General features: G+C 72.8%; 19 protein-coding genes, 1 pseudogene and 1 riboswitch. Of the genes and pseudogenes, 16 read left to right on the top strand and 4 right to left on the bottom strand.

Features of this window, described 5'->3' with window-relative positions:
* Window positions 1–21 precede the first annotated feature (21 nt).
* Window positions 22–378: a MerR family transcriptional regulator gene (locus ACH4OA_RS09650; RefSeq protein ID WP_365883883.1), complete on the top strand. Its 357-nt coding sequence runs from the start codon at window positions 22–24 to the stop codon at window positions 376–378.
* Window positions 379–770: 392 nt separating this feature from the next.
* Here ACH4OA_RS09650 and ACH4OA_RS09645 read toward each other — a convergent pair whose 3' ends face one another.
* The gene (locus tag ACH4OA_RS09645) at window positions 771–1,547 is read right to left on the bottom strand and encodes an SDR family NAD(P)-dependent oxidoreductase (protein WP_397968448.1); all 777 of its coding nucleotides are present in this window, start codon (window positions 1,545–1,547) and stop codon (window positions 771–773) included.
* Window positions 1,548–1,741: 194 nt separating this feature from the next.
* Between ACH4OA_RS09645 and ACH4OA_RS09640 the strand changes: the two genes are divergently transcribed.
* Window positions 1,742–2,458 carry an HNH endonuclease family protein gene (locus tag ACH4OA_RS09640; protein WP_397968446.1) on the top strand — a complete coding sequence of 239 codons (717 nt, stop codon included), beginning with the start codon at window positions 1,742–1,744 and terminating at the stop codon, window positions 2,456–2,458.
* A 49-nt stretch (window positions 2,459–2,507) separates the two neighbouring features.
* Here ACH4OA_RS09640 and ACH4OA_RS09635 read toward each other — a convergent pair whose 3' ends face one another.
* A complete protein-coding gene (locus ACH4OA_RS09635) occupies window positions 2,508–2,654 on the bottom strand; it encodes a hypothetical protein (RefSeq protein ID WP_397937971.1) in 147 nt (48 codons plus the stop codon).
* A gap of 273 nt (window positions 2,655–2,927) precedes the next feature.
* On the opposite strand from ACH4OA_RS09635, the pseudogene ACH4OA_RS09630 reads away from it, so the two are divergent.
* The 12 genes and pseudogenes from ACH4OA_RS09630 to ACH4OA_RS09575 form a co-directional block, all read left to right on the top strand.
* Window positions 2,928–4,098: pseudogene (locus ACH4OA_RS09630) on the top strand (N-6 DNA methylase); the annotation flags it as partial.
* A gap of 157 nt (window positions 4,099–4,255) precedes the next feature.
* Window positions 4,256–4,906, top strand: a complete 651-nt coding sequence (locus ACH4OA_RS09625; RefSeq protein WP_397968443.1) for a hypothetical protein — start codon at window positions 4,256–4,258, stop codon at window positions 4,904–4,906.
* Between the two features lie 38 nt (window positions 4,907–4,944).
* Window positions 4,945–6,438, top strand: coding sequence for a protein kinase (locus ACH4OA_RS09620; protein ID WP_397938110.1), 1,494 nt, complete (start codon window positions 4,945–4,947; stop codon window positions 6,436–6,438).
* A 220-nt stretch (window positions 6,439–6,658) separates the two neighbouring features.
* Window positions 6,659–7,306, top strand: coding sequence for a SurA N-terminal domain-containing protein (locus ACH4OA_RS09615; RefSeq protein ID WP_365874592.1), 648 nt, complete (start codon window positions 6,659–6,661; stop codon window positions 7,304–7,306).
* 230 nt (window positions 7,307–7,536) lie between these two features.
* Window positions 7,537–8,613: a nucleoside triphosphate pyrophosphohydrolase gene (locus ACH4OA_RS09610; protein WP_397968441.1), complete on the top strand. Its 1,077-nt coding sequence runs from the start codon at window positions 7,537–7,539 to the stop codon at window positions 8,611–8,613.
* A 128-nt stretch (window positions 8,614–8,741) separates the two neighbouring features.
* Window positions 8,742–10,013: a cytochrome P450 gene (locus ACH4OA_RS09605; RefSeq protein WP_397937977.1), complete on the top strand. Its 1,272-nt coding sequence runs from the start codon at window positions 8,742–8,744 to the stop codon at window positions 10,011–10,013.
* 191 nt (window positions 10,014–10,204) lie between these two features.
* Complete coding sequence (locus tag ACH4OA_RS09600; RefSeq protein WP_397968440.1) at window positions 10,205–11,311, top strand: transglycosylase family protein; 1,107 nt, start codon at window positions 10,205–10,207, stop codon at window positions 11,309–11,311.
* A gap of 183 nt (window positions 11,312–11,494) precedes the next feature.
* Window positions 11,495–11,668: riboswitch (cyclic di-AMP (ydaO/yuaA leader) on the top strand.
* A gap of 5 nt (window positions 11,669–11,673) precedes the next feature.
* Window positions 11,674–12,426: a transglycosylase family protein gene (locus ACH4OA_RS09595; RefSeq protein ID WP_397968438.1), complete on the top strand. Its 753-nt coding sequence runs from the start codon at window positions 11,674–11,676 to the stop codon at window positions 12,424–12,426.
* Between the two features lie 313 nt (window positions 12,427–12,739).
* Complete coding sequence (gene eno, locus ACH4OA_RS09590; RefSeq protein WP_365874602.1) at window positions 12,740–14,020, top strand: phosphopyruvate hydratase; 1,281 nt, start codon at window positions 12,740–12,742, stop codon at window positions 14,018–14,020.
* A gap of 99 nt (window positions 14,021–14,119) precedes the next feature.
* Window positions 14,120–14,596: a septum formation initiator family protein gene (locus ACH4OA_RS09585; protein ID WP_365874604.1), complete on the top strand. Its 477-nt coding sequence runs from the start codon at window positions 14,120–14,122 to the stop codon at window positions 14,594–14,596.
* A 50-nt stretch (window positions 14,597–14,646) separates the two neighbouring features.
* A complete protein-coding gene (locus tag ACH4OA_RS09580) occupies window positions 14,647–15,240 on the top strand; it encodes a DUF501 domain-containing protein (protein ID WP_365874606.1) in 594 nt (197 codons plus the stop codon).
* Window positions 15,237–16,178: a Ppx/GppA phosphatase family protein gene (locus tag ACH4OA_RS09575; RefSeq protein ID WP_365874608.1), complete on the top strand. Its 942-nt coding sequence runs from the start codon at window positions 15,237–15,239 to the stop codon at window positions 16,176–16,178. Before ACH4OA_RS09580 ends, ACH4OA_RS09575 begins: the two co-directional genes overlap by 4 nt.
* Window positions 16,179–16,182: 4 nt before the next feature.
* On the opposite strand, the gene ACH4OA_RS09570 is transcribed toward ACH4OA_RS09575, so the two are convergent.
* Window positions 16,183–16,452 (bottom strand): type II toxin-antitoxin system RelE/ParE family toxin, encoded by a 270-nt coding sequence (locus tag ACH4OA_RS09570; protein WP_365874610.1) that lies wholly within the window; start codon window positions 16,450–16,452, stop codon window positions 16,183–16,185.
* On the bottom strand, window positions 16,449–16,721 hold the full coding sequence (locus tag ACH4OA_RS09565; protein ID WP_397937989.1) for a type II toxin-antitoxin system Phd/YefM family antitoxin: 273 nt from the start codon (window positions 16,719–16,721) through the stop codon (window positions 16,449–16,451). Before ACH4OA_RS09565 ends, ACH4OA_RS09570 begins: the two co-directional genes overlap by 4 nt.
* 508 nt (window positions 16,722–17,229) lie before the next feature.
* On the opposite strand from ACH4OA_RS09565, the gene ACH4OA_RS09560 reads away from it, so the two are divergent.
* On the top strand, window positions 17,230–18,609 hold the full coding sequence (locus ACH4OA_RS09560; RefSeq protein WP_365874612.1) for an NAD(P)/FAD-dependent oxidoreductase: 1,380 nt from the start codon (window positions 17,230–17,232) through the stop codon (window positions 18,607–18,609).
* 165 nt (window positions 18,610–18,774) lie between these two features.
* The gene (locus ACH4OA_RS09555; protein WP_397968435.1) at window positions 18,775–20,067 is read left to right on the top strand and encodes a class I SAM-dependent methyltransferase; all 1,293 of its coding nucleotides are present in this window, start codon (window positions 18,775–18,777) and stop codon (window positions 20,065–20,067) included.
* Window positions 20,068–20,078: the final 11 nt, after the last annotated feature.

Genomic DNA, 20,078 nt, shown 5'->3' with positions numbered 1-20,078 from the left:
AACAAGGAGGCGGGGGCGCGCGTGCGGATCGGTGAACTGGCCGAGGCGACCGGGACCAGCCCGCGCGCCCTGCGCCACTACGAGCAGCAGGGCCTGATCGCCTCCGCGCGCGCCGCCAACGGCTACCGCGCCTACGACGACCGTACGGCCGTACGGGTCCGCAACATCCGCCGGCTGCTGGCGGCGGGCCTCACCCTGGACGACGTCCGGGTGTTCCTGCCCTGCCTGGACGGCGACGTCACCGCCGGTCCCGCCTCGGCCCGGGCGCTGGAGGTCGCCCGGGACCGGCTGGCCGTGCTCGACGCCCGCATCGCGGCCCAGACGGCGGTACGGGACCGGCTGGCGGCGGCACTGCGCCAGGCGGGCGAACCGGCCTGACGCCGGCTCCGGGCTCCACGACGGCCGCCTCGGGCACGGGCCCCGGGCCCACGGTGGCGGTGACCCGGGACGGCCCCGCGAGCGAGGGCCGCCCGGCGGGGAACGTCTCCGGGAACGGCTTTCGCGGGCCGTTTCCCTGACGGGTTCGCGGGTCGCTGACTGGCTGGGGCCGGGGGCCGTTTCCTGGCTGGGTTCGCGGGTCGCTGCCTGGCCCGGTCCGCGGGCCGTTTCCGGGCTGGGGCCGGGGGCCGCTTCCCGGTCGGGCCCGCCGGTCGTTTCCCGGCGGGGTTCGCCCGCCGCTCCCCGGCCGGGTCCGCCGGTCGCTTTCCGGCCGGGTCCGCGGGTCGCTGCCTGGCTGGGGCCGGGGGCCGCTTTCCGGCCGGGTTCGCCGGTCAGGCGACCACCGCTCCGCCGTCCACGGGCAGCACCACGCCCGTCACGAACGACGCGCGCGGGGACGCGAGCCGGGTGATGGCCCAGGCGACCTCCTCCGGGCGGCCGATCCGGCCGAGCGGAGTGTGGGCGAGCTGCCACGCGCGGAGGGCCGCGCGCTGCTCGGGGTCGTACCCGGAGTGCTCGGCGATCGGTGTCTCGACCGCGCCCGGGGCCACGGCGACCACCCGGATGCCGTGCGGGGCGAGTTCCACCGCCCAGCTGCGGGTGAGCACCTCCAGGGCCGCCTTGCCCGCCGCGTACAGGGAGTTGCCGGGCCAGGCCCGCTGCCCCACCGACGTCGTCACGTTCACCACGACACCCCGGCTGTCCTCCAGTGCGGGCAGCGCGGCCTGGGTGAGCAGCACGGGCGCGAGGAGGTTGGTGTCCAGCAGCGGCCGTACCGACGCGCGCGTGCAGGTGCGCAGGGAGTCGGTGGTGACGACGGCCGCGTTGTTGACGAGCACGTCGAGCCGGCCGTACCGCTCCAGCGTGGCCCGTACGACGGACTCGGGCCCGTCCTCGGCGGTCAGGTCGGCGGGCAGGGGCGTGATCCCGGGGTGGCCCTCGGCGGTCTCTGCCAGGAGTGCGGCCCGGCGGCCCACGGCGACGACCCGGGCGCCCCCGGCGGCGAACGCGCGCGCGGTGGCCCGGCCGATCCCGGTGCCGGCGCCGGTCACGAGGACCGTACGGGGACCGTCGCGGTGGCTGTCCTGGCGGTGGCTGTTCTCGCTCATGCCCGGGATACTCGGACCCTGACGCCAGTGACAAGGTCAACTCCGGCCGCCGGAAATGCCGTGCGGGAAACCGGACTTGTCAGTGGATGTCGTGACTGTGCCCCATATGGCGGTCGGCGGCCGGACGTTACCGTGGAAGCGGAACGATCCGCCCGTACCCGAGGGCGGGCCAGGGCGAGCGGGAGGGACGCAGCGTGACGCGTCTGAGGGGCGGAACGGTCACCGCCATGGCCATGCTGGTCGCCGTGACCGGCTGCACGGCCGAGCAGACCAAGGGTTCCGCCGGACCCGGGGAGACCGGACGCGCGGGCGCGGCCCTGACAGCCGTCGGCTCACTGACCGTCAAGGGCCGTGCGCCGAAGACCGGTTACTCCCGGGACCGGTTCGGCACCGCCTGGGCGGACACCGACTCCAACTCCTGCGACACCCGCGACGACATCCTCAAACGCGACCTCACCCACGTGAGGTTCACCGGCGGCACCTGCAAGGTCTCCTACGGCCTGCTGGAGCACGACCCTTACTCCGGCAAGGAGATCACCTACCGGCGGGGCCGCAGCCAGGTCGACATCGACCACGTCGTGGCCCTCTCCGACGCCTGGCAGAAGGGCGCCAAGTACTGGGAGCCGAGCAAGCGCATCGCTCTCGCCAACGACCCGCTCAACCTCCTCGCGGTCGACGCGAGCACCAACCGCGGCAAGGGCGACGGCGACGCGGCCACCTGGCTTCCGCCCGACAAGTCGTACCGGTGCGCGTACGTCGCCGGCCAGGTCGCCGTGAAGAAGAAGTACGGCCTGTGGGTCACCGCCGCCGAACAGGCCGCCATGAAGAAGGTCCTGCGCGGCTGCCCGGACCAGAGGCTGCCCGCCGGCGGCAACCCGACCAAGGCACCCGAGCGCTTCCGCGCCCGGTGACCCGCGCCCCGGCCGGGCCGCCCCGCAGGCCCCGCGCCGGCCAAAGTCCTTACAGCGCGTCCAGGTCCACGATCTTCCTGGTGGGCTTCTTGGCGGCAACCGGCACGCCGTAGTCGGAGAAGCTCAGGTGCTCCGGCTCCTTGGCGCCGGACGCGCTGTCGATCCGCAGCAGGTACGGCTTGCCCTCGGTCGCCACATACCCCGTGTAGCGCTCCTTGCCGTCCTCCTCGTGCAGCGTGATCGCGGGCCTGCCGTCGATCCGCGTGGTCTTGCCGCGGGTGGCCGCCGTGTCCTCACCGCTGACGTCGCCGGGCATCGAGTCCAGGTCGCAGAAGCCCGTGAGGTCCTTGGCGCCCTGGCCCTTGACGGCCATCTTGGTCCACTTCCCGGCCAGCATCGCCACGGCCGCGTCGGTGTCCTCCGCGGACTCGCCCTCGCTCTGGGCGCGCAGGCACTTCTCGTCGTACTTGACGAACTCGCCTACGACCCGCGCTGGGAGTACGGCTTCCCGGCGCGTACGGAATCGGAGCTGGCCTGGGTGCAGCACGCTCTGGCCCGGCTGGCCGACGGCGGCACGGCGGTACTGCTGATGCCGCCGGCCGCCGCCTCCCGCCGCTCCGGGCGCCGTATCCGCGCCGATCTGCTGCGCCGGGGCGCGCTGCGGGCCGTGGTCGCGCTGCCGGTCGGCGCGGCCCCGCCGTACAACATCCCGCTGCACCTGTGGGTGCTGGGCCGGCCCGGCCGGATGCCGGCCGCGCCGGAGGTGCTGCTCGTGGACACCGGGAGGTTCGCCGGTGAGGGGCGGGGCGGGCCGGACTGGGCGGCGGTACGGGACGCCGCGCTGGACGCCTGGCGGGACTTCGCGCGCGGGGCGGCTGACGGAGCGGCCGGGCCTGGCGCGTTCGGTGCCGGTCATCGGACTCCTCGGCGACGACGTCGATCTCGCGCCGGCCCGTCATCTGCCGCCGGCCGCGGCGGCCGGCGGCGTGGAGCAGCTCACGCAGGTCCGCGAACGCCTGGGCGCGACGCTGCGCCTGGCCGCCGGCCTCACCCCGCCGCCCGCCGATCCGGCGCCGCCCGCGCACTGGCCGCTCACCACGGTCGGGGAACTCGCGCGCGGGGGCGCGCTGGTGCTGCGTACCGGCGGAAACGACGGCCACGCGCGCGTGCCGGTGCTCACCGACCACGACGTCCTCGCCGGAACAGCGCAGTCCGGGACGCTGCCCGAGAGCGAGGAGGAGGCGGTGCCGACCGAACCGGGCGACGTCGTCGTACCGGTGCTCGGCGGGGGCTCGGTGGCGCGCGTGATCGACGAGGCGACGAAGGGCGCCGCCCTGGGGCGCAACCTGATGCTGCTGCGTCCCGACCCCACGGCGCTCGATCCGTGGTTCCTCGCCGGGTTCCTGCGCGGTACCGCCAACAACCGGCAGGCCAGCAGCTACGCCTCCACGGCGACCCGGCTGGACGTGCGCCGGCTGCAACTGCCCCGGCTCCCGCTGGCGCAGCAGCGGCGCTACGGCGAGCGGTTCCGCGCGCTCGACGAGTTCGAGCGGGCGCTCAGGCACGCGAGCGGGCTCGGGGAGCAACTGGTGCGCGGGACGTACGACGGCCTCACCGGTGGCACGGTCGCACCGGACTGACCCCGCGGGGCGCCCGGACAACGGTTCGGTACAACGCTGATCACTTGTCCGTGCCGGGCCATATGCTCGAAGCGACAATCCCCGGCCGGCGTTGTCCGTCCCGCGCGGACGCATGCCGGCCGGACGGGCACGCCCACATCCAGGATCGGGAGCAGCCATGCACGGCCACGGCTACGGACAGCCGGTGAAGCAGCCACCGCACACCGCGTGGCTGGTTCTCGTGCGTGTGCTGTTCGTGGCGCTGGGCATCCTCAGCATCGGCTTCCTGGCCTGGACGATGCTGCTGCGGCTGGCGGCCGTCACCCGCCGCTCCCTGGACTGGGCGCTGTTCGTGGCGGTGCTGGTCGCCGACGTCCTCGGCATGACCCTGCTGGCCCTGGAGCCCGGCGACGACGTCCACACGCCCGGCGGTTACGCGGGCGCCCTGCTCGTGCTGGGCACGCTGGCGGCCACGATCGCGTACTACCTGGCCGCGGACGTCCGCCACTTCCTGATACGGCAGCAGGCGTACGCGGCCCCCGCGCCGGCGTACGGCTACCAGACGCCCGCCGGACCGGCCGGACCAGTCGGACCCGCCGTATCCGCCGGCCTCGTCCTGTCCGCCGGCCCCGCGACGCCGTACGGCGCGACCGCACCGGCCCCGCCGGCCGCCCGCCCCGCGCCCGCCGCACCACTCCTCCCGCCCGCCGTCCCGCACCTCCCGCCGCCGGCGCGTCCGGCGCCCGCGCGCATCGACCAGGTACGGGCCGAGCTGGACGAACTGAGCGACTACCTGCGCAAGCGGGACGGCCACGAGGGCGGACGGTGAGCGTGGCGACGGGACGTGTCGTCGCCGGCCGTTACGAACTGTCCACGCTGATCGGGCAGGGCGGCATGGGCCAGGTCTGGACGGCGTACGACCGCAGGCTGGACCGGCGCGTGGCGGTGAAGCTGCTGCGCCCCGACAAGGTGGCGGGCCAGGAGGCGGACGAACTGCGCCGCCGGTTCCTGCGCGAGTGCCGGGTGACCGCGCAGGTGGACCACCCCGGCCTGGTCACGGTGCACGACGCGGGCAGCGAGGGCGAGGAGCTGTACCTCGTCATGCAGTACGTCGACGGCGCCGACCTCTCCGACCACCTCGCCGAGCACGACCCGTACCCATGGCCGTGGACGGTCGCGGTGGCCGCGCAGCTGTGCGCCGTGCTGAGCGCCGTGCACGCCGTGCCGATCGTGCACCGCGACCTCAAGCCGCGCAACGTGATGGTGAAGCAGGACGGCACCATCACCGTCCTCGACCTGGGCGTGGCCTCGGTGATGGACACCGACACCACCCGGCTCACGCACACCGGCTCCCCGATCGGCTCGCCCGCCTACATGGCGCCCGAGCAGGCGATGGGCGGCGCGGTCGGCCCGTACACCGACCTGTACGCGCTCGGTGTGCTGATGCACGAACTGCTCAGCGGCGAGGTGCCGTTCGCCGGCTCCACGGCCCTCGGCGTGCTCCACCGGCACCTGTACGAGCCGCCGCTGCCCGTGCGCCGGACGCGCCCGGAGGTCCCCGAGGCACTGGAGACCCTGGTGCTGCGGCTGCTCGCCAAGGACCCGCAGCACCGGCCGGCGTCCGCGCAGGAGGTGTACGAGGACCTGTCCCTGCTGCTGCCGGCGCGCGGGACGCCCACCGGAGCGCCACTGGATCCCACGCGCCCCTTCCTGCGTCCGCACGCCCCCTGGCCGGACCGCGCGCGCACTCCCGCGCCGCAGCCCGCCCCGGTCGCGCCGGCGCCGCCGGTGGCGGAGAAGCCCGATGTCGCGGCCGCCGTGGACGAGGTCAAGCGGCTGCTGGGCGAGGGCCGCATCACGCAGGCCGTGGACATCCTGGGCGCGATCCTGCCGGCCGCCGCCGAGCAGCACGGCCAGCACTCCCCGGTGGTGCGCACCCTGCGCAAGCAGTACGCGGCCACCCTCATGGACGACGGCCAGTACCGGCGCGCGCTGCCCGAACTGCGCCGGCTCGCCGACGAACACGCCGCCCAGGCGGGCCAGGCGGACCCGCAGGCCCTGCGCTACCGCTACGAGGCCGCGCAGTGCCTGGAGCAACTGGGCGAACCGGCGGCGGCGCTCGCCGAGTACCGCGCGCTGCTGCCGTACTACGAGAACCAGTACGTCTCCGGGGACCCGCAGCTCGCCCACGAGGTGCGCCGGCGCGTCGGCCATCTGCTGCTCGCCCTCGGCGACCGGCCGGCCGCCCACGACACGCTCGTGCGGCTGGTCCTGGACGTGGAACGGCTGCACGGCCCCGGTCATCCGCTGGCCGTGGAGGTACGGCGGACCCTCCAGTGGCTGGGACAGGTGCACGGATAGGTCCCGGCGGCTGGCCGGCGGCGGCCCCGTCCCTCCCGCGGCGGCGCGGCGGTGCCCGAAGCGCGCGTGAATCGTTGGTCGAATGGGTTGGCCGCGGCCTGCCCACTGCCTACCATCGATCACCGCAAGACGTGGTGCGCCCGACCGTCGCCCGACCACCACCCCCGGCGGAGGCGCTGGCGCGCCGCACCTGTCGTTGCACTCTCCTCGGGAGGTCTCCTTGCACCGCCGCCGCACCGCGCTCGTCCTCACCGCCGCGATCGCCGCCGCGGCCCCCCTGCTGACCGCCTGCGGAAGCGAGGCGCACCCGGGCGCCGCGGCCGTCGTCGGCGGACAGCGGATCACCGTCGCGCAGTTGCAGAGCCGGGTCGACGAGGTCCGCCGGGCGCAGCGGGCCGCGGTGCCGGACGACACGCAGTACCAGCAGGTCGTCTCGTCCACCAGCAGCCTGACCCGCGACACCCTGCACAACATGGTGCTCGACCGGGTGCTGCACCGCGCCGCCCGGGACAAGGGCGTCACGGTCACCCCCAAGGAGATCCAGCAGATGCGCGCGGAGCTGGCGCGGCAGGCCGGCGGCGGCAAGGGCCTGGAGACGGCCTGGCTGCAGAAGTACGGCATCGCGCCGGCCCGCCTCGACGACAACCTGCGCCTGCAGCTGGAGGCCCAGAAGCTGGCCGCGAAGCTGGGCACCGACACCACCCGGCCCGCCTTCTGGCAGGCCCTGTCCAAGGCGTCCGCGGAACTGCGCGTCGACCTCAACCCGCGCTACGGCGCCTGGGACGTGCAGAAGAGCAGCCGGGTGGACGCGAAGACGCCCTGGGTCCGGGAGGTCACCGCGCAGGCCGGCCAGCCGATCACCACGTAACCGGGCCACGACGTAACCGGTCCCGGGGACGGGACGCGGCCGGGGCGGGAAGCGAGACCGGGACTCGCCACGGGGCCGCCATGGGGCCGCCACGGGGTCGTCCCGGGGTCGTCACGGGCCGGATGCACGACCGGGTCATCGGATGCGCGGCCGAGTCATACGATCACACGACTCCTCCGCCCTGTGGATAACCCGATCCGCGTCCTCGCGCCGTGGGTTACGTTCGGATCGTGAACGAATCCAGCGCCGCAGCCCACTCCGCACCCCGTGCCGAAGCCGGTCCGGAAGCCGCCCCCGGCCGCATCGTCCTGCTCACCACCAGCCACCGCGTCGCGCCCGGCCTGCTGTCCTGGCCCGCCTGGCAGGCCCTGCGCACCGCCGACACCGTACTGTGCGCGGACGGCGCGCATCCGCAGCTGCCGTATCTGCGGGAGGCCGGGACAGCGGTCGCGGAGGCGTCACCGACCGCCGAGGAACTGGTCGCGGCGTGCGCCGGCGGACGGACCGTGGTGGTCGTGGCGACCGGCGAGGGCGAGCCGGCGCTCACCGACGGCCTCGCCCGGCTGGCCGGCTCCGGCCGGATCGCCATGCCGGAGCTGGAGCTGCTCCCCGCGTCGTACGACCTGCCGGGCGCCCGCCTGCTGGACCTCGTGCAGGTCATGGACCGCATCCGCGCCGAGTGCCCCTGGTCCTCCCGGCAGACCCACGAGGGCCTGGCGAAATACGGCATCGAGGAGGCGTACGAACTGGTCGAGGCGATCGAGGCCGGCGACCGCGCGGAGCTGCGCGAGGAGCTGGGCGACGTCCTCCTCCAGGTCGTCTTCCACTCCCGGATCGCCGAGGAGCACCCGGACGAGCCGTTCTCCATAGACGACGTGGCCGGCGGCATCGTCGCCAAGCTCATCCACCGGCACCCGCACGTCTTCGGCGACGCGGAGGCGGAGACACCGGAGGACGTCAAGGAGCACTGGCTGCGCACCAAGGCCGAGGAGAAGCGCCGTACGTCGGTCACGGACGGCGTCCCGCTCGGCCAGCCCGGCCTGGCCCTCGCCGCGAAGCTGGCCTCCCGCGTCCGTACGGCGGGCCTGGAGGTCCCCGTGCCGCGCGGCGAGGGGATCGGCTACCGGCTCCTCGCGCTGGCGGCCGGCGCCGAGGCGGACGGCGTCGACCCGGAGGCGGCCCTGCGGGCGGCGGCCCGGGCGTACCGGGACGCGATCAGGAACGCGGAGAACCCGCACGCGACGGACGCCGGGGGAGACACCGAGGACACCGAGGACGCCGAGGACCAGGAGGACTGGGAGAACTAGGAGGACCAGGGGGACCAAGAGAACCAGTGGCACCAGGCGGACCAGGAGAAGCAGCGGACCAGGAGAACCACGCGGACCCTCGCCAGGGTGTGGCGGAGCCGTCCCGGAGGTCCGGATACCGTCAAGAGGTGACCGAGCAGCCCCACCCCGACCAGCCGGCCCCCGCCCTCTTCACGTGGGAGTTCGCCGCCGACCCCTACCCCGCCTACGCCTGGCTGCGCGAGCACGCCCCCGTACACCGGACCCGGCTGCCGAGCGGTGTCGAGGCGTGGCTGGTCACCCGGTACGCCGATGCCCGGCAGGCCCTGGCCGACCAGCGGCTGAGCAAGAACCCGGCCCACCACGACGAGCCCGCGCACGCCAGGGGCAAGACCGGTATCCCCGGCGAGCGCAAGGCCGAGCTGATGACCCATCTGCTGAACATCGACCCGCCGGACCACACCCGGCTCAGGAAACTGGTCAGCAAGGCGTTCACACCGCGCCGGGTCGCCGAGTTCGCGCCCCGGGTGCAGGAGCTGGCCGACCGGCTCATCGACCGCTTCGCGGCGGCCGGCTCCGCCGACCTCATCCACGACTTCGCCTTCCCGCTGCCCATCTACGCCATCTGCGACCTGCTCGGCGTCCCGGCCGAGGACCAGGACGACTTCCGGGACTGGGCGGGCATGATGATCCGGCACGGCGGAGGACCCCGGGGCGGGGTCGCCCGGTCGGTGAAGAAGATGCGCGGCTACCTCGCCGAGCTGATCCACCGCAAGCGCGAGGCGCTGTCCGCCACGCCCGCACCGGGTGAGGACCTCATCTCCGCCCTGATCCGGGCCTCCGACCACGGCGAACACCTCACCGAGAACGAGGCCGCCGCCATGGCGTTCATCCTGCTGTTCGCCGGTTTCGAGACGACCGTCAACCTCATCGGCAACGGCACCTACGCCCTGCTCACCCATCCCGGACAGCGCCGGCGCCTCGAGGAGTCCCTGGCGCGCGGGGAGCGGGACCTGCTGGAGACCGGCGTGGAGGAACTGCTGCGCTACGACGGCCCGGTGGAGCTGGCCACCTGGCGGTTCGCCACCGAGCCGCTCACGCTCGGCGGGCAGGAGATCGCGCCGGGCGATCCGGTGCTCGTCGTCCTGGCCGCCGCCGACCGGGACCCGCAGCGGTTCGCCGACCCGGACGTGCTGGACCTAGGCCGCCGCGACAACCAGCACCTCGGCTACGGCCACGGCATCCACTACTGTCTCGGCGCGCCGCTCGCCCGGCTGGAGGGCCAGACCGCGCTGGCCACCCTGTTCACCCGCCTGCCCGGCCTGCGGCTCGCCGCCGACCCGGCCGAACTGCGCTGGCGCGGCGGGCTCATCATGCGTGGCCTGCGCACCCTGCCGGTCGAGTTCACGCCCACGGCCTGATCACCGGGCCTCCCGGGCCTGATCACCGGACCTCCCGGGGGAGATGACAGAAACTCAACTCTGTGATCTTCATGTGATCTGTGCGGCATGAACTTGTGACAAGTGATCGCCTGCCGATACGTTCACCCATCAGCGCGACGGGTGGCACCACTCCGCCGCGCCGGTCCTGCTGTCGCTCGAAAGGCTTCTGCATGCTCTCCGGGAACGGCCGACACCGTCGCCCCCGCCAGGCTCCGGCCCTCCTCGTCGCGGCCGGCGTGACCGGCTCCGCCATCGCCCTCCCGCTCCTCGGCGCGGCCGGCGCGCACGCGGCCGACGCCACCACGTGGGACAAGGTGGCCGAGTGCGAAAGCGGCGGCTCCTGGAGCGCGGACACCGGCAACGGGTACTACGGCGGCCTGCAGATCTCGCAGGACGACTGGGACGCCTACGGCGGCACCCAGTACGCGGACAGCGCCGACCAGGCCAGCCGGCTCCAGCAGATCGCCGTCGCCGAGAAGATCCTGGCCGACCGGGGCACCACGCCCTGGGCCACCTGCGCCCTGCTGTCCGGCCTGACGCCGGACTCGGGCTCCGTGGACGTCGACACGGGCGTCGGCGAACCCGGGCAGGACGGCCGTACGGGCGAACCGTCCGCACCGGCGGACGGCTCCGGCACTTCGGACACCCCGGGCGGCTCCGGCACCCCGTCCGGCCGGCCGGATCCCTCGCCCTCCACGGAAGCCGGCTCCGACAGCGGCTCCGGCACCCCTTCCTCCCCGGACGCCGGCGGCACGCCGGACACCAAGCCGGGCAAGGGCAAGGGCAGGCACAAGGGCAAGGAAGCGGACGAGGACGCGGCCAAGGGCACGGGCGGTACCACCGGTCCGACCGGCACCAACACCCCCAAGTCCGACAAGTCCCCCGCCGCGGACGCCGGAAACCCCCAGGGTGCCGACAGTGCGCCCAGCTCGGCCCCTGACGCCGGGGTCGAGAGCAACCCGCAGCGGGCCGCCGGTTCTTGGAGCCTCGTCGACACCGGAGCCGTCGCGTCGGGTGGACGCCACCGGGGCGCGAGTGCGGACGAAACCGTGACAAACGGTCAGGACGCCACGCTGTCCGGCCGGCATGCCACCCGGGAGGCGGACACCTACACCGTCCGCCAAGGCGACTCCCTCGTCTCCATCGCCGACTCCCTTGACGTCGACGGCGGATGGCACGCGCTGTACGCCGGCAACAAGAAGGCCATCGGCGCCGACCCGAACCGCATCACCGCCGGTCAGACCCTGGAAGTAGGGGGCGAAACGGGCGGTAAGTAGGCGGAGTTGACGCCCCGCTTAGCGCCCTAATGTCCGGTTTGGCGAAAGTGTGGGATGAGTCTCAGAAGCCCTGATCGTCTTTGAAATTCGCCGGATCCCGTGTCTACGGTCGAGGCCGCTCGTCACCACGAGCCCCGGCAACCGCCACGCCGAATCCTGCCAGTGGTTGCCCGGGAACAGTCGTCGCGTCATGCGCCGTAGGCAGGAGCGGGGGAACCAAGGTAGGCGCCGGAACCGGCACTTGAGGCCGGCACCGGCTGGGGGTGAAGCCGCACACCGCGCAAGCGGGGGTGCGGCCGGGCAACTCAACCGGCCCGAACCCGACAGCTCACCTCGTAGGCGTCGGTGAGGGGAATCGATCCATGCTGTTTACCGGTAAGGGCAAGCACCGTCGTCCGTCCAAGGCCGTCCGCGCCATCACGCTCGCCGGTGTCACCGGCGCCGCCGTCGCCGCCCCGCTGATGGCGGCCGGCAACGCCTCCGCCGCCACCGACTCCCAGTGGGACACGGTCGCCCAGTGCGAGTCCGGCGGCAACTGGGCCATCAACACCGGCAACGGTTACTACGGCGGCCTGCAGTTCTCCGCCTCCACTTGGGCCGCCTACGGTGGCACGCAGTACGCGGCCACCGCCGACAAGGCGAGCAAGTCGCAGCAGATCGCCGTCGCCGAGAAGGTCCTCGCGGCGCAGGGCAAGGGCGCCTGGCCGGTCTGCGGCACGGGCCTGTCGAGCACCCCGTACAACGGCTCCGCCCCGAGCACCCCGTCCACCTCCGGCTCGGGCTCGACCTCCGGCTCCGGCTCCACCTCCGGTTCGGGTTCCACCTCGGGTTCGGGCACCACCACCCGCTCCGCCGACCAGCAGGCCGCCTCCCGCTCCGCCGAGCGCCCGGCCGCGTCCGCGGGCCAGAGCACCGGCAAGACCGTCACCACCCCGACCGGCAAGAAGGTCGAGAAGGGCGACGGCGAGTACAAGGTGGCCCAGGGCGACACCCTCAGCACCATCGCCGCGGCGCACCAGGTCGCGGGCGGCTGGCAGAAGCTGTTCGAGCTGAACAAGGACATCGTCCAGGACGCCGACCTCATCTACCCGGGTCAGCAGCTGCACCTGAAGTGACCTCAGGCGCCCGGCCGGACCGCCGCGCCCGTAGATCCCGCGGACCACACTGAAGGCCCGTGCGGACCACCCCCGTCCCCACGGGCTCCCCGCCCCGGTGCGTGTTCCCCCGTACGCACCGGGGCGGGGCTTTTGCGTGCCCGCCGCGCGCGGAGGTTCCCCGGAACCCTTTGTTTCGAAAAGAAACAAAGGGTACGGTCGGCTTGTCCACGGGACGGTCGGTCGCGGGCCGGCGGCCCCGGGACGGTTAGGCTCTAGGCGCAAGGCACACCAGCCCCGCACTTCCAGCGTCACATCCAAGAAGGAGATGCTCGTGCCGTCCATCGACGTCGTCGTAGCCCGGGAAATCCTGGACTCCCGAGGCAACCCCACGGTCGAGGTCGAGGTCGGCCTCGACGACGGCAGCACGGGTCGTGCCGCCGTCCCGTCCGGCGCCTCGACCGGCGCCTTCGAGGCCATCGAGCTGCGCGACGGTGACCCGAACCGCTACCAGGGCAAGGGTGTCGAGAAGGCCGTCCTCGCCGTCATCGAGCAGATCGGCCCGGAGCTGGTCGGCTACGACGCCACCGAGCAGCGCCTGATCGACCAGGCCATGTTCGACCTGGACGCCACCGACAACAAGGGCTCCCTGGGCGCCAACGCCATCCTCGGCGTCTCCCTCGCCGTCGCCCACGCCGCCTCCGAGGCCAGCGACCTGCCGCTCTTCCGCTACCTGGGCGGCCCGAACGCGCACCTGCTGCCGGTGCCGATGATGAACATCCTGAACGGCGGCTCGCACGCCGACTCCAACGTGGACATCCAGGAGTTCATGATCGCCCCGATCGGCGCGGAGTCCTTCTCCGAGGCGCTGCGCTGGGGCACCGAGGTCTACCACACCCTGAAGAAGGTCCTGAAGAGCAAGGGCCTGTCCACGGGTCTCGGCGACGAGGGCGGCTTCGCCCCGAACCTCGGCTCCAACCGCGAGGCCCTCGACCTCATCCTGGAGGCGATCAAGGAGGCCGGCTACACCCCCGGCGAGCAGATCGCCCTGGCGCTCGACGTCGCCGCGTCCGAGTTCTACAAGGACGGCTCCTACCTCTTCGAGGGCAAGACCCGCTCCGCCCAGGAGATGACCGACTACTACGCCGACCTGGTCGAGGCGTACCCGCTGGTCTCCATCGAGGACCCGCTGTTCGAGGACGACTGGGCGGGCTGGAAGACCATCACCGACAAGCTGGGCGACAAGGTCCAGCTCGTCGGCGACGACCTGTTCGTCACCAACCCCGAGCGCCTGGCCCGCGGCATCGAGGAGGGCGCCGCCAACGCCCTGCTGGTCAAGGTCAACCAGATCGGCTCGCTGACCGAGACGCTGGACGCCGTCGAGCTGGCCCAGCGCAGCGGCTTCAAGTGCATGATGTCCCACCGCTCCGGCGAGACCGAGGACGTCACCATCGCCGACCTGGCCGTCGCCACCAACTGCGGCCAGATCAAGACCGGCGCCCCGGCCCGCTCCGAGCGTGTCGCCAAGTACAACCAGCTGCTGCGCATCGAGGAGATCCTCGACGACGCCGCGGTGTACGCCGGCCGCAGCGCGTTCCCGCGCTTCAAGGGCTGACCCGACCCGGCCGCGCCCGAGCCAGTCGTCCGTACGTCCCCGGACCCGGTCCCGTACCGTGTCCGGGGACGTACGCGCGTATGACGGAAGGCGGGGACGATGGCCGTGAGGGACCGGGACCGGTTCTCCACCGCGACCAGACTGCGGCTGCTGGGCGAGCAGACGGCTGCCCGGGTCTACCGCTCCCAGACCAGGCGGCAGGCCCGCCGTTCCCGGCTCACCGGCCGCGCGGCGCTGCTCGCGCTGGTGCTGTGCTCGATGGTCGTCGCCCTCGCCTACCCGATGCGGCAGTACGTCTCCCAGCGCGCGGAGATCGCCGACGTCCAGCGCCGGCAGGAGCAGGCCCGGCATCGCGTCGAACAACTGCGCGACCTGAAGGCGCGCTGGCAGGACGACGCCTACGCCGAGCAGCAGATCCGCCGCCGGCTGCACTACGTGCGGCCCGGCGAGACCGGGTACGTGGTCGTGGACCCCGGCGCGGCCAGGCAGTCCCGCGCCGACCTCGGGGCCGCCCGCCGGCCCTGGTACGCGAACCTCTGGGACGGCGTCGACAAGTCCGACGCGTCCGACCAGTGAGCCGGTGCGAAGACCGGCACACCGACCAGAAAGCCACACGGAAAGCAGTCATGGAAACGCCTCCGCCGCCCACTTCGCGCACCGAGCCCACCGACGCGGACGTAGCGGCCTTCAAGCAGCAGCTGGGCCGTCCGCCGCGGGGCCTGCGGGCCATCGCGCACCGCTGCCCCTGCGGCCAGCCGGACGTCGTGGAGACGGCGCCGCGCCTGCCCGACGGCACGCCCTTCCCGACGCTCTACTACCTGACGTGCCCGAAGGCGTCCTCCGCCATCGGCACGCTGGAGGCGAACGGCGTGATGAAGGAGATGACCGAACGGCTCGGGCGAGACCCCGAACTGGCCGCCGCCTACCGGGCCGCGCACGAGGACTACATCCGGCGCCGGGACGAGATCGAGGTCCTCCAGGGCTTCCCGAGCGCCGGCGGCATGCCGGACCGGGTGAAGTGCCTGCACGTGCTCGTCGCCCACTCGCTGGCCGCCGGTCCGGGCGTGAACCCGCTCGGCGACGAGGCCCTGGCGATGCTGCCCGAGTGGTGGCGCAAGGGCACGTGCGTGACCCCGGCCGGACCGCCGGACCAGGCGGTGACCCCGCAGGAGGGCACGGGCGACCTCGCGGCCCGGCCCGTCGAGGAGGGCGAGCAGTGACCCGTGTCGCCGCCGTCGACTGCGGTACGAACTCCATCCGGCTGCTGGTCGCGGACGCGCACCCGGACACCGGCGAGCTCGTCGAGCTGGACCGCCGGATGACGATCGTACGGCTCGGCCAGGACGTCGACCGCACCGGCCGGCTCGCCCCCGAGGCGCTGGAGCGCACCTTCGCCGCCTGCCGCGAGTACGCGGCCGTCATCAAGGAGCACGGCGCCGAGCGCGTCCGCTTCGTCGCCACCTCCGCCTCCCGGGACGCCCGCAACCGGGACGACTTCGTGCGCGGCGTGCGGGACATCCTGGGGGTGGAGCCGGAGGTCATCACCGGCGAGCAGGAGGCCGAGTTCTCCTTCACCGGCGCCACCAAGGAGCTGACCGGCGACACCGGCCTCGCCCGGCCCTACCTCGTCGTGGACATCGGCGGCGGCTCCACCGAGTTCGTCGTCGGCGACGACCGGGTGCGCGCCGCGCGGTCGGTGGACATCGGCTGTGTGCGCCTGACCGAACGTCACCTGGTGCGCGAGGGACGGGTGGGCGACCCGCCCGCCGAGGAGCAGATCGCCGCGATAAGGGCCGACATCGAGGCCGCGCTGGACCTGGCCGGACGGACGGTCCCGCTGCGCGAGGCGCGCACCCTGGTGGGCCTCGCCGGATCGGTCACCACGGTCTCCGCGATCGCCCAGGAACTGCCCGCCTACGACTCGGCGCGCATCCACCACTCCCGGGTCTCCCGGGACCGGGTCCGCGAGATCACCGAGCGGCTGCTGCGCTCCACGCACGCCGAGCGCGCCGCCATCCCCTCCCTGCATCCCGGCCGGGTCGACGTCATCGGCGCGGGCGCCCTCGTACTGCTCGCCATCATGGAGCGGACCGGCGCGCAGGAGGTCGTGGTGAGCGAACACGACATCCTCGACGGCATCGGCTGGTCCTTGGCCTGACCGCCTACAAGTTGCGACAGACGTTTCGCCGGTCGCCCACCTTGACCACGAGGATGACGAGTTCACCATCGTTGACCTGGTAGGCGACCCGGTAGCTGCCGACCCGGAGCCGGTACAACCCGGACGGGCCGGTGAGCTTCTTGACGTCGGCGTCCTCGCGGTACGGGTCTTCGCCGAGCGCGGTCAGCGCGGTCAGGATGCGCATGGCGTCGGGCCGGCTGATGGCCCGGAGCTGCCGCTGCGCCGCCGTGGTGAACCTGAAGGCGTACTTCACGCCGCCCCGCCGTCCCGCTCGGTGAACAGGTCGGCCAGCAGTTCCGCCATCGTCACCGTGGGGCCGTCCTCGGCCAGGACAGCTTCGGCTTCACGCGCCAGCATGACGTCGGCCGCTTCCTCCAGAGCTTCGAAGTCCGCGATCGGGACCACGGCGGCCACCGGAGCGCCGTTGCGCGTGATGACGGTCGGAACGCCTTCCTCAGCCCTGTTGATGTGGTCGGCGAGGTGCGCGCGGGCTTCCCGTACGGTCACGGTGTTCTCAGTCATGAAGCCAGTGTACGCGCCACCGTGTACACGCGCGGCCGGTGGCGTAGCTCGGCCGGTGGCGTAGCTCTCTTTTGTTACTCCTGGGTAGCCACCTGCTGAGCAGGGTGGATAACGTTTGAGCGGTGCCAAGGGCCCCGGGAGGGGTCCTTGGTCATCGTCCGGCGGAAACCTTCGTGAAGTTCTTCACAAGGAAATCCCTCCCGGCGGTCCCCGGAACCGGGCCCATTGGCCCTTCCGGGGGACCGAAGCGTCGTTGAACATGTTCAGACGAGGGGCGTGGAAGGGTCCCGGAAGGGGTTGTTCCGAGGGTGTCACGGTGCCCTCACGGCCACCCCGGTGTACCGGAGAGGCAGCTCACGCGGCATTGACAACGGGGCGAACCGCCCCTCGGTTCCCTTCCCCGCTCATGACCTGGGCCACGCGGGCCGCGGAGTTTAACACAGGCCCCCTCGGAGCTTGTGAAGGGGCGCACGAGCCACCCCCCTGGAGCGGGTGGATACTCGATGGCATGAGCACCACGGAGCGTCCCAGGATCCTCGTAGTAGGCGGTGGGTACGTAGGCCTGTACGCAGCTCGGCGCATCCTCAAGAAGATGCGCTACGGCGAGGCGACCGTCACGGTCGTCGACCCCCGGTCGTACATGACCTACCAGCCCTTCCTCCCCGAAGCCGCCGCCGGCAGCATCTCCCCTCGCCACGTCGTCGTCCCGTTGCGACGCGTGCTGCCGAAGGCGGAGGTCCTCACCGGCCGGGTCACCACCATCGACCAGGACCGCAAGGTCGCCACGATCGCCCCGCTGGTGGGCGAGGCGTACGAGCTGCCCTTCGACTACCTGGTCATCGCCATGGGCGCGGTCTCCCGCACCTTCCCGATCCCCGGCCTCGCCGAGCAGGGCATCGGCATGAAGGGCATCGAGGAGTCCATCGGCCTGCGCAATCACGTGCTGGAGCAGCTGGACAAGGCCGACTCCACGACCGACGAGGAGATCCGCCGCAAGGCGCTCACCTTCGTCTTCATCGGCGGCGGCTTCGCGGGCGCGGAGACCATCGGCGAGGTCGAGGACATGGCCCGGGACGCGGCCAAGTACTACAAGAACGTCTCCCGCGAGGACATGCGCTTCGTCCTCGTCGACGCCGCCGACAAGATCCTGCCCGAGGTCGGCCCCAAGCTGGGCCAGTACGGCAAGGAGCACCTGGAGAGCCGCGGCGTGGAGATCTACCTCTCCACCTCGATGGACTCCTGCGTCGACGGCCACGTGGTGCTCAAGAACGGCCTCGAGGTCGACGCCAACACGATCGTGTGGACCGCCGGCGTCAAGCCGAACCCGGTCCTCTCCCGCTTCGGTCTGCCGCTCGGCCCCCGCGGCCACGTCGACTGCGAGCCCACGCTCCAGGTGAAGGGCACGGACTACATCTGGGCCGCCGGTGACAACGCACAGGTCCCGGACCTCGTCGGCCGCAAGGCGGGCAACGAGAACGCCTGGTGCCCGCCGAACGCCCAGCACGCGCTGCGCCAGGCCAGGGTCCTCGGCGACAACGTGATCTCCGGTATGCGGGGCTTCCCGCAGAAGGAGTACGAGCACGCCAACAAGGGCGCGGTCGCCGGCCTCGGCCTGCACAAGGGCGTGGCGATGATCGTCATGGGCAAGATGAAGATCAAGCTCAAGGGCCGCCTCGCCTGGTACATGCACCGCGGCTACCACGGCATGGCGATGCCGACCTGGAACCGCAAGATCCGCGTCTTCGCCGACTGGACCCTCGGCATGTTCCTCAAGCGCGAGGTCGTCTCCCTCGGCGCCATGGAGAACCCCCGCGAGGAGTTCTACGAGGCCGCCAAGCCGGCGCCGGTCGCCGCCGCCAAGACCGAGGAGAAGGCCAAGGCCTCCTGACCCTCGCGGTCACCCGACGGACCGAAGGACCTCCCGCCATCCGTGGTGCGGGAGGTCCTTCGGCGTTCCTGGCCGAAAAAGGTCAGCCGTTCGCGGGACTACGCGCGGTACCCGCCGGTGTTGATGTGGTGACCGGCATCCGGGATCGTCTTGGAGGTGTACGCCATGGCCGACGCCGCGTCGCGGCTGAGGAGTCTTGCCGAACAGCTGCTGGGAGCCCCGCTCCCGGTGCGTCTGAGGGCTTGGGACGGATCGGAGGCCGGACCGCCCGACGCCCCGGCGCTCGTGGTGCGCAACCGCCGCGCCCTGCGCCGCATGCTGTTCAAACCCGGCGAACTGGGCCTCGCCCGCGCCTGGGTGTCCGGGGACCTGGACATCGAGGGCGACCTGTACACCGCGCTCGACGCGGTGGCGGGCCTCGTCTGGGAGCGCGGCGAGGACTCCCGCACCCTGCGCCAGGCCGTGCGCGACCCCGCCGTCCGGGCCGCCGCCCGGGACCTGCTGAAACTGGCCGGCCCGCCGATCCCGCCCGCCCCGCCGCGCGAGGAGATCCGCCGGCCCCGCCGGGGCCTGCACACCCGCCGCACCGACAAGCGGGCCATCAGCCACCACTACGACGTCGGCAACGACTTCTACGAACTGGTCCTCGGCCCGTCCATGGTGTACTCCTGCGCCTACTGGGAGGAGGCCGGCACCCTGGAGACCGCCCAGCGCGACAAGCTGGAACTGGTCTGCGCCAAGCTGGGCCTGAGTGAAGGCCAGCGGCTGCTGGATGTCGGCTGCGGCTGGGGCTCCATGGCCATCCACGCGGCGCGCGAGCACGGGGTGAGCGTCGTCGGGGTCACCCTCTCCCAGGAACAGGCGGCCTACGCCCGCAAGCGCGTCGCCGACGCGGGGCTGACCGACCGGGTGGAGATCAGGGTCCAGGACTACCGGGACGTCGTGGACGGGCCGTACGACGCGATCTCCTCCATCGGCATGGCCGAACACGTGGGCGCCGAACGGTATCTGGAGTACGCGCGCCAGCTCCACGCCCTGCTCAAGCCCGGCGGCCGGCTGCTCAACCACCAGATCGCCCGCCGTCCGCAGCGCGACGAGACAACGTACGAGGTGGACGAGTTCATCGACTCCTACGTCTTCCCCGACGGCGAACTCGCCCCCGTCGGCACCACCGTCACCCAGCTGGAGCGGGCCGGGTTCGAGGTCCGGGACGTGGAGTCCATCCGCGAGCACTACGCCCGCACCCTGCGCGAGTGGGTGGCCAACCTGGAGGCCGGCTGGGACCACGCGGCCACGCTCACCGGGCCGGGCCGCGCCCGCGTCTGGCGGCTGTACATGGCCGCCTCCGCGCTCGCCTTCGAACACAACCGGATCGGCGTCAACCAGGTCCTCGCGGTCCGCACCCCCGAGTCGGGCGCCTCCGGGCTCCCGCTCAGGCCCCGCACCTGGCACGGATGACACACCGCCAG

Origin of the sequence: Streptomyces sp. NPDC017095 (assembly GCF_044332325.1) — a bacterium.
Classification (GTDB): Bacteria; Actinomycetota; Actinomycetes; order Streptomycetales; family Streptomycetaceae; genus Streptomyces.
This window is presented reverse-complemented; position numbering and strand designations above follow the sequence as displayed.